At 41.9% G+C, this 12,197-nt stretch carries 15 protein-coding genes and 1 pseudogene; 6 read left to right on the top strand and 10 right to left on the bottom strand.

Translation table 11 applies throughout. The annotated features are described in order from the left end of the window. Nucleotides 1-89 precede the first annotated feature (89 nt). Nucleotides 90-374, top strand: a complete 285-nt coding sequence (locus tag IUA53_RS13260; RefSeq protein ID WP_044056519.1) for a type II toxin-antitoxin system RelB/DinJ family antitoxin — start codon at nucleotides 90-92, stop codon at nucleotides 372-374. Then, complete coding sequence (locus IUA53_RS13255) at nucleotides 371-652, top strand: type II toxin-antitoxin system RelE/ParE family toxin (protein WP_044056520.1); 282 nt, start codon at nucleotides 371-373, stop codon at nucleotides 650-652. Before IUA53_RS13260 ends, IUA53_RS13255 begins: the two co-directional genes overlap by 4 nt. Before the next feature lie 108 nt (nucleotides 653-760). Here the strand turns inward: IUA53_RS13255 and IUA53_RS13250 are convergent, their stop codons facing one another. Continuing rightward, nucleotides 761-1,183, bottom strand: a complete 423-nt coding sequence (locus IUA53_RS13250; RefSeq protein ID WP_044446581.1) for a GNAT family N-acetyltransferase — start codon at nucleotides 1,181-1,183, stop codon at nucleotides 761-763. 115 nt (nucleotides 1,184-1,298) lie between these two features. Continuing rightward, on the bottom strand, nucleotides 1,299-1,493 hold the full coding sequence (locus IUA53_RS13245) for a hypothetical protein (protein ID WP_044446579.1): 195 nt from the start codon (nucleotides 1,491-1,493) through the stop codon (nucleotides 1,299-1,301). 128 nt (nucleotides 1,494-1,621) lie between these two features. Here IUA53_RS13245 and IUA53_RS13240 point away from each other — a divergent pair, with 128 nt between their 5' ends. Further along, nucleotides 1,622-2,776, top strand: coding sequence for an IS110 family transposase (locus IUA53_RS13240; protein WP_196897251.1), 1,155 nt, complete (start codon nucleotides 1,622-1,624; stop codon nucleotides 2,774-2,776). Between the two features lie 423 nt (nucleotides 2,777-3,199). Here IUA53_RS13240 and IUA53_RS13235 read toward each other — a convergent pair whose 3' ends face one another. Next, nucleotides 3,200-3,406, bottom strand: a complete 207-nt coding sequence (locus IUA53_RS13235; RefSeq protein ID WP_073325472.1) for a hypothetical protein — start codon at nucleotides 3,404-3,406, stop codon at nucleotides 3,200-3,202. 217 nt (nucleotides 3,407-3,623) lie between these two features. Between IUA53_RS13235 and IUA53_RS13230 the strand changes: the two genes are divergently transcribed. Further along, nucleotides 3,624-4,670: an IS110 family transposase gene (locus IUA53_RS13230; protein ID WP_196897250.1), complete on the top strand. Its 1,047-nt coding sequence runs from the start codon at nucleotides 3,624-3,626 to the stop codon at nucleotides 4,668-4,670. A 518-nt stretch (nucleotides 4,671-5,188) separates the two neighbouring features. On the opposite strand, the gene IUA53_RS13225 is transcribed toward IUA53_RS13230, so the two are convergent. The 5 genes from IUA53_RS13225 to IUA53_RS13205 form a co-directional block, all read right to left on the bottom strand. Beyond that, nucleotides 5,189-5,446: a DUF6429 family protein gene (locus tag IUA53_RS13225; RefSeq protein WP_231401152.1), complete on the bottom strand. Its 258-nt coding sequence runs from the start codon at nucleotides 5,444-5,446 to the stop codon at nucleotides 5,189-5,191. Nucleotides 5,447-5,448: 2 nt separating this feature from the next. Next, nucleotides 5,449-5,838 carry a hypothetical protein gene (locus IUA53_RS13220; protein WP_196897249.1) on the bottom strand — a complete coding sequence of 130 codons (390 nt, stop codon included), beginning with the start codon at nucleotides 5,836-5,838 and terminating at the stop codon, nucleotides 5,449-5,451. Nucleotides 5,839-6,370: 532 nt separating this feature from the next. Next, complete coding sequence (locus IUA53_RS13215; RefSeq protein WP_196897248.1) at nucleotides 6,371-6,610, bottom strand: DUF2442 domain-containing protein; 240 nt, start codon at nucleotides 6,608-6,610, stop codon at nucleotides 6,371-6,373. Nucleotides 6,611-6,614: 4 nt separating this feature from the next. Beyond that, a complete protein-coding gene (locus IUA53_RS13210; RefSeq protein ID WP_012517125.1) occupies nucleotides 6,615-6,872 on the bottom strand; it encodes a DUF4160 domain-containing protein in 258 nt (85 codons plus the stop codon). A 171-nt stretch (nucleotides 6,873-7,043) separates the two neighbouring features. Then, nucleotides 7,044-7,430, bottom strand: a complete 387-nt coding sequence (locus tag IUA53_RS13205; RefSeq protein WP_196897247.1) for a hypothetical protein — start codon at nucleotides 7,428-7,430, stop codon at nucleotides 7,044-7,046. 512 nt (nucleotides 7,431-7,942) lie between these two features. Between IUA53_RS13205 and IUA53_RS13200 the strand changes: the two genes are divergently transcribed. Then, entirely contained in the window at nucleotides 7,943-8,599 is a 657-nt protein-coding gene (locus IUA53_RS13200; RefSeq protein ID WP_196897246.1) for a LysR family substrate-binding domain-containing protein, read from the top strand. A gap of 67 nt (nucleotides 8,600-8,666) precedes the next feature. On the opposite strand, the pseudogene IUA53_RS13195 reads toward IUA53_RS13200, so the two are convergent. Next, a pseudogene (locus tag IUA53_RS13195) lies at nucleotides 8,667-8,918 on the bottom strand (endonuclease III); the annotation flags it as partial. Between the two features lie 346 nt (nucleotides 8,919-9,264). Between IUA53_RS13195 and IUA53_RS13190 the strand changes: the two are divergent. Continuing rightward, complete coding sequence (locus IUA53_RS13190; protein ID WP_196897245.1) at nucleotides 9,265-11,280, top strand: serine hydrolase domain-containing protein; 2,016 nt, start codon at nucleotides 9,265-9,267, stop codon at nucleotides 11,278-11,280. A 260-nt stretch (nucleotides 11,281-11,540) separates the two neighbouring features. Here the strand turns inward: IUA53_RS13190 and nth are convergent, their stop codons facing one another. Next, the gene (nth, locus tag IUA53_RS13185; protein ID WP_196897244.1) at nucleotides 11,541-12,173 is read right to left on the bottom strand and encodes an endonuclease III; all 633 of its coding nucleotides are present in this window, start codon (nucleotides 12,171-12,173) and stop codon (nucleotides 11,541-11,543) included. Nucleotides 12,174-12,197 lie beyond the last annotated feature (24 nt).

Genomic DNA, 12,197 nt, shown 5'->3' with positions numbered 1-12,197 from the left:
CGCCAGCGACTGAGTTAATGCGTTTGTTAGTTGCCGTAAATTAAATAGGCGTGCTAACATCTGTGTGTACATTTCATAAGGAGTTTACCATGGATACCCGTATTCAGTTTAGAGTAGATGAAGAAACTAAACGGCTAGCTCAGACAATGGCCGAAAGCCAAGGACGCACTTTAAGTGACGCTTGTAGAGAGCTTACGGAAGAACTCGCTGAACAGCAACGAAAAATAATTACTCATGATCAGTGGCTTACTGAAGAGATTAATGCCGCGTTCAGTAAATTAGAGAGTGGGCAAAGCAAGTTCATCAGTCATGAAGAAGCGAACTTGGACATGGAAGCTCGAAAAATGAAAATTAGGAATAAAGCCAAAAAATGATCTTATGGGAAAAAAGTTCGTTGGACGATCGTGAGGCTATTTTCGAATTTTTATACGAATTTAACCCATTAGCAGCAGAACAAACTGATGCAATAATAGAGAAGAAAGTTGAAAACTTGAACCAGCAACCTCTTATGGGAGTAGAGAGAGAGGGTATACCGGGAAGATTGTTAATAATTCCAGAGCTTTCAATGATTGTTTCATATTTCAGAAAAGACGACATTATTCACATTCTTCGAGTTTTACACCAAAAGCAAAAATTTCCTGTAGGCAACTAACTTTTCAATAACGGGCGCAGACATGTGGGGCATAATGGCGAAGCCGCCCCGCGTGTATGCGTCCCAGCGAACGCAGTGAGTGTGTTGATTGGGTTGCTATACCCGTGCCTAATCATATATGCCAGGCGTTAAAATTTGCATCAACTTCTCAGGGTTTTCAACAGTTGTAAAACCAAACTGCGAGTACAATCCGTGTGCGTCACTTGTTGCTAGCATAAACCTACGGAGACCTTGTAGGTCTGGATGGGATGATATGTTTTCCATAAGTTGTTTGCTTACCCCTTGACCACGATACTTCTCTATTACAAAAACGTCGCTTAGATATGCAAATGTAGCTCTGTCTGTAATAACTCTAGCGAAACCGACTTGGTCTCCCCCGGTTGCATAGGCTCCAAATACAAGAGAATTGTCTATAGATTTTTGTAATGTTGAAAGCGGGATGTTTTTTGCCCAATAGGAGTTCGCCACAAAGGAGTGGATTAATTCGATGTCTAAGTCATCGTGGCTTGTACTTATATTAATTCCCTTCATTCTATCGATCCTTCAGAGGGTATAACGCTTTTTATAAACGGCGCGCGTTTTATGCGCGTCCAATGGAGGCCGTTTTTTGGCCGTAATGATGTTTAATAAATTTGTTATGTTTACGTTATTCGGCGTTTGCTGCTTTCTCTTTTGCGACTTTTACCTTCAAAGAATGGAATAGAGAAGCAAATAAGAAAGTTGTGAATAACAAAAGTGAGCAAAGCAGTTTTATCCCTTTGCTCTCATCTTCTATTATTTCATTTAAAATTGCGGATAAAAGTATCCACCCAACTAAATAGTAACTATGTACGCCGCTCACGAAAACTCCTTGTATACATAGACACAATGACTCCCTGAGAAATGCTAGCCTCCGCATTTTCGTGGGTTAGCTCAGAAAGCCAGTGCCATAATTAGTTTGTTCAATACTAAATCAATTTGGAGGCTAGCATGAACAAACATAGCATGATTTTTATCGGATTGGATACGCATAAGGAGTTTCACGAAGTTGCCTATTGTGAAGAGCAGCGCGGGGCAAGTGCTGTGCACTATGGTCGTATCCCTTCTTCAAAAGTCAGCGTCAAAAAGCTCATTCGTCAGTTTGAATCGAAATATCCTGGGGCGACAATTCACGTGGTGTATGAAGCAGGGCCGTGTGGCTATTGGATTTATCGGCTGATAACGAGTTTAGGGCACTGTTGCTATGTCGTCGCGCCTTCCCTTATACCCAAAAAGCCTGGAGAACGAATCAAAACTGACGGCCGTGATGCACTTAAATTAGTGAAGTTGCTAAAGTCGGAAGATCTCACGCCCATTTATGTGCCTGAGCCAGAAGATGAAGCGGTAAGAGATTTATCCCGCGCTCGAGAGCTCGCGATGAAAGATTTAAAAGAAGCCAAATACCAACTCAAAGCGTTACTGCTGAGAAACAATATTCGGTATGAAGGCACTGCTAATTGGTCGAAGAAACATCTGCGGTGGCTGACCGAGCTGATATTACCTCATCCCGCGCAGCAAATTGTCTTGCAAGAACAGTTGCAAACCATAGAAGAGCGCATTCGTCGGCTAGAAAGGCTAGATAATGAATTAACCCATCACGTTCACCAGTGGCGGTATTATCCTGTCGTTAAAGCGATCCAAGCCATGCGTGGTGTGAGGCTGCTAGTGGCTGTTGGGGTTGTTGCGGAACTTGGTGATTTACACCGATTCGACCACCCGAGAAAGCTTATGGCTTATTTAGGCTTGGTACCCAGCGAACATTCCTCTGGTGGAAAGCGTCATTTGGGCGCTATTACGAAGTCTGGTAACGGCAGAGCTAGGCGCTTGTTAATTGAGGGGGCGCACAGCTATCGATATCCAGCAAATGTATCGACTAATATTCAAATTCGCCAAGAAGGGCTGCCCAAAGACATCGCCGATATTGTCTGGAAAGCACAGCTTCGTCTGTGCAAACGCTACCAGCGAATGAGTAAAAAAGGTAAGCATTACAACCTCATTATCACCGCAATAGCCAGAGAAATGGCTGCATACATCTGGGCTATTGCAAAGGAAGTGGTACTCACGCCGGTCAATCCAAAATTAAGATTGAGCAGAGTACCTGCATGATAAACGAGTTTGAGCTAACGCATTCGGATCAGGCCGCGGAATGTGGCACAACCTACGAGGGCGTTATGACGGCAATAACTTAACGGTTATTGAACCACGAACATAGACTGATGAGAAGGTGACCACGGCGGAGTGAGTAAGGTAGGCGCTGTTCATTGAGAGATGAATAATCCACGAATACCAGCATGACAACCGACGACATTACTGCCTCATCCGGTGCGTTAGCTCATTTATTATGAGTGAGAAACAAAGCTAATTATGGACTGAAAGAGTGTCAGGGATACGCTCGGTTTTTATTGACAAGGGGAGTCATACCAACGCTAAGCTAAGGCACAATGCGAAAATAGCGAAGCCGCATTGTGTTTTTGTCCCAGCAGCCCGCGCAGCTGGATGCGACTTGAGTGTTTTGTTGTATGACGCTCTCTAAAAAGAGCCCTGTTTTTTGTTTTGTACAGTTGCAAGTAGCACGAGCATTACACCAATACCCAAACCCAAAACCGCACCTCCTGCTACATCGTTACTGATACCCGCAAACTCTTGCGCCTTGCGCACTTCCAAAATCCAGAACGAAAATACAAATGAAATGCTGGCAATAAGTGGTAATAGAACGACTCTCGATTTTTTAGACATATACAGCCTCCTTGATTGAATATCCACGTGGCAAATAACGCTAAGCTTTGGGGCGCAGATGCGTGGGGCATAATGGCGAAGCCGCCCCACGTATAGGCGTCCCAGCGAACGAAGTCAGCGGCAACAGCGTATTGATACTTATTGAGCCTTCTCCCCAGCTTAACCAATTTTATTGGCTAAGCTGGAAGGCGACCAAACCCAAAATGGAGAAGACTCAATGCAATTCTATACTAACTTACATCCTTTTTACTGCGGAATCGATCTTCATGCACGAATGCTTTATGTGTGCATCTTAGATGAACGCGGCGAGATACTGGTTCATAAGAAGATAAAGGATTCTCCCGAACAGCTTTTAAACCTTCTTGCACCCTACATCGGGAATATTGTGGTGGGCGCAGAATGTATGCATTGTTGGTACTGGCTCAGTGATTTTTGTGAACATCATAATATTGATTTCATCCTCGGCCACGCTCTCTACATGAAGGCTATTCATGGTGGTAAGACGAAGAACGATAAAATTGATGCGTATAAGATCGCCAAGTTAATGCGAGGTGGTAATTTTCCTTTGGCTTACGTTTATCCAAAGGAGAAGCGTGCTATTCGAGATTTGTTACGCAGACGAACGCACGCTATGCGCCATAGTGCCGAGTTAAAGGCATTTATAAAGAACGCGTTGTCACAGTACAACCTGCCAGTCCCTGATAAGTCAGACTTAAGCTACACCACAGGTCGCGATGCAATGCGTGGGTATTTCTCCAATCCACAAGTTCAACGCAGTATTGATATGAATCTACGATTGATTGAAGTTTACGACCATGAAGTCAGCAGCATTGAATGTCATGTAGAAAAGCTCACTAAGCATGATAATGGCAGAGACTACTATTTGCTGCGTTCATTACCTGGTGTCGGACGAGTTCTTGCGCTGACTATTCTTTACGAGATAGGCAGTATTCAGCGTTTCGACAGTGTTCAGAAGTTTGCGTCTTATTCTCGCCTAGTTAAATGCAAAGCAGAGTCAGCAGGTAAAAGCTACGGTACTCAGGGAAATAAAATTGGTAATGCGCATCTTAAGTGGGCGTTTTCTGAAGCAGCGGTACTTTTTCTAAAGGGTAATCCGCCTGCGCAGGCTTATTTAGCTAAGTTACAAAAGCGAATGAGCAAGGCAAAAGCACTATCGGCTTTGGCGCATAAACTCGGTCGTTGTATGTACTTTATGTTGAAGAATCAAACGGTATTCGACAGTGAACGATTTTTAGCAGGGTAAGTCGCACAGGCGGATGAGCTGAACATCTAACTGGTCGAATGGTGAGTATGGTGTTCATGGTTATTTAGGGGAATAACCTGTAAGGCATGAACTATACCAATGTCCACAGCCATCACGTTTTGATTAGACATCCGCCTGTTGCGCATCAATACTCTGTGCTAAATCGCTTGCACCTGAGCTGAGCCTGCCCCTAACTGGCAATAGTAATCAGCCACTACGTTTGAATAGTGCCAGCATCAGGTTAACCGATGAATGTCTAGTGCCCCTGTGCCCGTAATGGAATACATCGCAACAGGCAGCGATGAGATCGCACTAAGAGAGCCTCTATATGTGTTTGCCGCAGGCGATGCCTGACGATGACCATGACAGATGAAGCTAGGAGGTTTAGCGCAGAGATTTGGACTGGCTGCTAACGCAGCCAGAGAAATACTATTACTTATTGACGCGAGCTAGGCTCATATGTGTTAGTTGCCACGCCGATACATCCTAGAGTAACAGCTGAGCTATGCGCACAATACTCACTCACTTTTGACGAATAACTTTTTGAATAGCTCTTCTGATTTGGCGAGCCCTTCTTCAGTTAAAACAACAGACTTTGATTTGCCAACAGGGTCGTGAATATAACCTTTTTCATAAAGCCGGTCGGTGATACTCCAATCTATTTGCTTCCAAGCCCTACCAAACTTGTCGTGCAGAGTAAGGTAAAACAGAGCAAGTGCTGCTTCATCGATTTTATCTTCATCTATTTCCACTGCTGTCTCCACTGCTGTTTCCATTTTCACAGCTCTTTTTCAGAGCCAATTTTAAGTTGCCCCTTGTCTGCAATAATTTCTTGTATACTTCTATATTTTGTTTCGTAAAATGTGTAGTTCTCTAGCAATTCACTTGGCTTAAGAACATTGTACCGCACAAGATGTTGGTGGTAGCCACGACCACCATGCTCATACCAAATATAGGCAATATCACTTGTGACAAGTTCAGATATTACACGCCTAAAGGGTAATTCGCTTTCTATCACATCCGTTGCATTATAAGGCTCACCAGCAAATGCCATATCACCATTAAAATGTAACTCACAAAATTCTTTCGTAACACCAAACTTAAATGAACCAGCTAGAGCTAGCCCAGATATAAAACTAAAAATCACAAAAATTAATATTGATTTCATGGCTTCACTCGATTGAAGGCTAACTTTAAGCTAAGGGGCGCTAGCATGTGGGCTAAAATCCGAACGAAGTGAGTCAGCCCACATGTTAGCGTCCCAGCGACCGAAGGGAGTGGCTTGAGCGTTTTGTTAGGCGTACAACTGAAAGTACGCAGCTTTGCTGCCACCACTAGCCAAATAGACCGCGTTGTTAAATTATTGAATTTAAGATAAAACAACCCTGTGCGAAAAGCCAGATGTTAACGACATTGCTGGATAAAAGAGCGAGTTTAGAAAACTGGTGATGTTGAATGTTAGCGTTGCGATGTTGATGAAAGGCGCGTTGCCAAAGCCGTTGAAACTACCGAAAAGCAAGCCGTAAAGACAACCTAGCGAAACAACCTTGATGCTGAAATGTTACGTCTGAACCCACATTTTAATGCTGTAAGTGAATGACGCCTAACTTTAAGCTAAGGGGCGCTAGCATGTGGGCTAAAATCCGAACGAAGTGAGTCAGCCCACATGTTAGCGTCCCAGCGACCGGAGGGAGTGAACTTTAGCGCTTTGTTATGTGACGTTTCAGGAACTCAGGTGCCAGGTCGGCACCATTCGGCCAAACCACTGTCTCTAATTCTGGGTCAACAGCAACTTTAGAGAAAAAAGAAGAGTCCTTTAGCGGTTCAAAGACACTGCCAGATAGTTTGTTTTCTAAATTGACTTCGCCAGCTGTACCATCGTCAAATGTTACCCATAGTTTAAAGCCGTCGAGATATTTTGCGTTTCTAACGTGAAGCATAGTTTTACTCCAATGGTGCAATGTAGTTTAACGGTTCGCCATTTTGAGCCTTATGCCAATTCTCTTCTAGTTCGGCTCGATGCTCTGAAAGCCATTCCTGAACAAATTTCGTGGCTCTGTTAGGAAGCTCTCCTTCAAGTATTGAACCGTCAAAGGCAAAGAGTGCCTCGTAACCAGAATATTTAGCATGAAAATGGGGAGGATTATGGTCGTTAAAATACATTGCGATTATAATCCCATAGAACCGGCTAATTACGGGCATCGTTTGTTAGGCTCCTTTAAACGGCGTAAGTACTATTCTATACGGTTTATCGTGAAATGAAAAAGTGAGTCACATAACTTTTAAATAAGGGGCGCAGACATGTGGGCTATAATGCGAAGCAGCCCACATGTCTGCGTCCCAGCGAACGAAGTGAGTGACTTGATTTTTTTGTTAGGTGACATTCAAAACTACCGGCTCTTGTCTTGTTATTACATGGATGAACTCATTGCCAGTCATAACTGAAAAGTGTCTTAGTTCACCAGGCGTAGTGTCATAGATTATTGTTTCTGACTTTAAATATTCTATAAGGCTGGAGCTTTGATATTCTCCAACTACGCCGCTTTCCCTGTTAGCGTGAAAATCTTTTGAATGATCACATTCATCGTAAACTTGATATTGAATCGTGTCTGAAAAAACGACAAGAAACTTCCTAGGTTCCATATGCATTTCAGAAACCCCAGAGCTCTCACCTAGCGTAAGAGTCAAGAGCCTATCTTGATATTGAAGGTTTTCCAAATACCAACTCTGATAATTGTGAATATCTAAACTTGTTTCCAAGATGGCACCTAACAACTTAATGTGCGGAAAAAATCCTTTAGGTAAGATGGAATATATCCACCTATTACCCTTATGATTAGTCCCACTTTTGCATTAAAAAGTTTTGGGATCAACATCATTATTCACACGTACTGAAGTCATTAAATTTAAATACGGAAAGTTTCTTGTTTATTTTAGTAGGCAGCCCGACTCTTGCGTTAACCTGACATAGGTATTCAGTAAAGCACGTATAGCTGCCATGCATATTAAGGCAGTGTGTTCACGATGACTTAAAATTTTTTCGCTTCACTTTCAGTCACTTTTTTCTACTTTCTCGGCGCGTTACCTAAGGTTAAGTCTTGGCACATCATAGCGAGTAGGCCTATTGACGTTGTTAAGCCTAAGCTTGATAGAAGCTCGAGTATGCCCATTCGCTCAGGTCTACTGAAAAACTCTGTTACGAGCCACCCATTAATATTCAACGTTGCAAAACGTTATTTGTTGATTATTAAGCATGACGATTTTTGGTTTGATTGAAATACGAATGCGAAATATGGCATATACGTATAGGCTACTTAGCATCGGCGTGTTTTAGCTTTATAGGGAAATTGGTTAGGTTGTTCTCCACACAATTTCCAAATGTGCGTGTCCAGCTTGTAGAGATGACCTCACAAGAGCAAATTAACGCATTCGATAAGCATGAAATAGATGTTGGATTTTCTCGCCCTATCCCTAGCAATATGAATACGCGGCTAGATTGTCTCAATATCTATAATGACCGATTAGTTGTAGTTGTTCCTGAACTGCATGCATTATCGACATATGAACACATCGCGATATCTGATTTAAAAGATGAAAACATAATATTACTCAACCGGATGAGCGCAGTAGGGCTTTTCAATAAAATAAGTGGAATATTTCATCAAGAAAAAATAAACCCTAACATCATTAGCCAACCTTCTAATATGCAAACTTTGTTAACGGAAGTCTCGGCTGAGTTGGGAATAGCCATTGCGCCTTCCTGTTTTGCAAACCTCTATACAAAAGGGTGTCTACTCGTGCCATTGATGGGGGCAGAGATTAAAGTTCCGCTTGAAATTCAATATATGACAAACAATACCAGCATCATTGTTGAGGAGTTTGTGAAAATGACTATTCAAAATAAAAAGCTAATCAACGACTTGAGTTAATGCCGGATATCTTAGTGATGCTTCTTTATTTTAAATAAATGCCTGTAATAGGCTTATAGGTAGGCTCTCAATACTCTGTCTTGTCTTTGAACTCACACAAATCTTCGATAATACAAGAACCACATCTTGGTTTACGGGCAATACAGGTGTAACGTCCGTGCAAAATCAGCCAGTGGTGCACATCCACTTTAAATTCTTTAGGCACCACTTTTAGCAGCTTTTCTTCTACTTTTTCGACGGTCTTACCCATGGCGAATTTTGTGCGGTTACTTACGCGATAGATGTGGGTGTCTACCGCTATGGTGGGCCAGCCTAAAGACATTGGTGATAGATAGAAATACCTGCCCTTTGGCGTGAGGAACTGCTCAAAATGAGTTTTGAATGCTAACAATGTAGGAGTATATTTACGTTTATTGACGCCTAAAAGTTTCTAGTTTTACCAACCTCAATTGCGGTCCAAATATATGAGTAGCAACTTCCGGTTAATAAAAGATTTAATGCTACCGCTCATTACTAACAGCAAAACACTGAGTAATATTATACAAATAAGAATACTCTCCTCACATTGAGCTGTTTAAATATTGTGCTACCATGATTAGAGTAAATTTTACTAGGTCTGATTTAATTGCCGCTCACGGATGTCATATAATGTAAGGGACTATTCAATGAAACTTATCATCGTTTTTACCGCTTTAATCTCGCTATCGGCCTATGCCAATCAAATTAACGATCAGACTAATTCAAACCTAAATTCTAAGCCACCTCAAGTCCTGCAACAACTCTCTTCTGTTGAAAGAAGTATAAAATATGGTGAGTCGCACAGTTACTTAATAGAGACAAAGGGTAGTCACTTTATTTTCGGTGAAGTGGAGCAAGACAGCATTGACGTTAAAATTCAGGTATTTGCACCCAATGGTTTAGAAATCAACGCCTTTAATGAAACTAAAGTTGGTTATGAACCCTTCATCATTGATACCCAAATGAGTGGACAATATAAGATATTGCTGAGCGCGTCCGAAAAAGATTCTAGCGGTATGTACTCAATTAGGCTTATCCGCAATGAAGTCATAGCCTCTGATCTTAATAAACGCTTAGAACAGCTCTTGAGTCCTTATGATAAACAAACTACGCCAGGTGCGGTTTTTGGTGTCTTTGAGAAGGGAAACGTTACCCATATTCAATCGGTAGGTATGGCAAATCTCGCACATACTATTCCATTTGAAGTTGATATGCCCACTAATATAGGGTCAGTCTCTAAACAGTTCACCGCAATGGCTATATTACTCCTTGAGAAGCAAGGAAAGCTAAGCTTGACTGATGATCTTAGAAAGCACTTGCCTGAATTGCCAGAATTTAGTGATAAAATTACCATCAAACATGTGCTTACACACACCACAGGCTTACGAGAAATTTTCAATTTGTTAGGTATGCGTGGTTGGACAGGCGAGGAGTTTATTGAAAAAAATCAAGCCTTAGAGGTTGTAAAGAAACAAGTAGAGCTGCAAGTCAAACCTGGTGAAAAGATGAATTACAACAATACAGGGTTCACCTTATTATCCATCATTGTTGAGCGAGTTACAGAGCAAACATTTTCAAAGTGGATGAAAGAAAATATTTTTGAACCGCTCGACATGAACAATACCTATGTAAGACGAGACCCCGGCCACATTATTCCCAGGGCAACGCAGGGCTATGGCGTCGATGAAAATGGCTTTAGAGAGGTTGGCGATTTGTACTCCGCAGTGGGGGCCGGCGCTATTTATACTACAGTCGAGGATATGGCTAAGTGGTCACAAAATTATATCACGGGTAAGTTGGGTGGAAAAAATGTCATAACCAAGTTAACAACACGAGGCGTGCTTAATAATGGTGAAGAGCAAACGTATGCATTGGGCTTATCCGTAAACGATTACAGAGGTCTGCTACGGTATATGCATAGTGGAGCCGATATGGCGCATTATACCAACTATGTATTCTTTCCAGAGATTGACAAAGGTCTGTTTTTAAATACCAATAATACAGCGTTTAATATGAGTATTTGGAATAGGTTTGTTGACGAGGTTGTTGGCAAAGATTTTGTCGAATCAACGGAAGGCAATGCTGAAGAAGGAGAGACAAAGATCATTGATTTACCTGCTAATTATTTGGCTAAATTAACAGGTAAGTATAAGTCAGAATTACTTGGAGTAGTTGCAGACATAAAAGCCACCGAAGAGCAGTTGAAAATCGCATTTGACGATGGAGATGCTCAACCTTTAACTACATATTCAGAGAAGGAATTTGGCTTTAACGACGGCCAGTACAAATTAACCTTTTTAATGAACAATAACGAAGCAAGTGCAAGCGCACTGACAATAAAGACCAGCTCAGATGACTATGAGTTTAAAAAGTTGGAACCGTTTGACCCAACGCATGAGCAACTAAATGAATATACAGGTAGATACTTTTCCAGTGAACTAGAGGTGCTATATACAATAGCCATCAATGAAAAAAATAAGCTGACTGTTAAACTATACACGTCACCAACCCTAGAATTAGTACCTTTGGAACAAGACACCTTTAGTGAAACAAGCATGATTAACACTGATCTAATTTTTATTCGCAACGAAATCGGTAAGGTGACTAAGCTTGAATTAAGTAATGGTCGCACGCAAGGCGTGGTCTTTGAGCGAATGCCCTAACCGTGGTATCAGGCAAGAGAGGACTTAGCTACCTCATTTTCGCGGCGGAAGCAGTGATCTCCTAAACTCACACAAATCTTCAATGATACAATAGCGACAGCGCGGCTTTAGTTCGGAGCAAATTTATCGTAATCACTTTTTACAAAAGTATGGCTTCGCTCCAAGAACATGGCAGAAAATGTTTAAGAGCAAAAGTATTAGTTAAAAGCTACGGTAAATTGATGCAAATAAGCCATTTGAATATTATTCAACTATCTTTATTATTCAGTTTTATCTTTAAACTCACACAAATCTTCGATAATACAAGAACCACATCTTGGTTTACGGGCAATACAGGTGTAACGTCCGTGCAAAATCAGCCAGTGGTGCACATCCACTTTAAATTCTTTAGGCACCACTTTTAGCAGCTTTTCTTCTACTTTTTCGACGGTCTTACCCATGGCGAATTTTGTGCGGTTGCTTACGCGATAGATGTGGGTGTCTACCGCTATGGTAGGCCAGCCGAAGGCGGTATTTAAAACCACGTTCGCTGTTTTTCTTCCCACGCCGGGTAAGGCTTCTAGCGCTTCACGGCTTTCCGGTACTTCACCGTTGTGTTTTTCAACCAAAATCTCACTCAGCCGATGCACGTTTTTGGCTTTGGAGTTATAAAGGCCAATGGTTTTTATATACTGAGTAAGGCCTTCTACGCCTAAGTCGGCGATAGCTTGGGGCGTATTCGCCACCGGAAAAAGTTTGTCGGTGGCTTTATTAACACCCACGTCGGTTGATTGGGCCGATAAGGTAACGGCGACTAACAACTCAAAGGGCGTTGAGAAGTTTAGTTCGGTAGTGGGATGAGGGTTCGCATCTCGTAATCGAGTTAGAATTTCGCGACGTTTGGCATTATTCATCTGACGTTCTATATCTTCTTAAAA

The sequence above is a fragment of the Alteromonas sp. B31-7 genome (assembly GCF_015767655.1).
GTDB classification, from domain to species: domain Bacteria; phylum Pseudomonadota; class Gammaproteobacteria; order Enterobacterales; family Alteromonadaceae; genus Alteromonas; species Alteromonas australica.
This window is presented reverse-complemented; position numbering and strand designations above follow the sequence as displayed.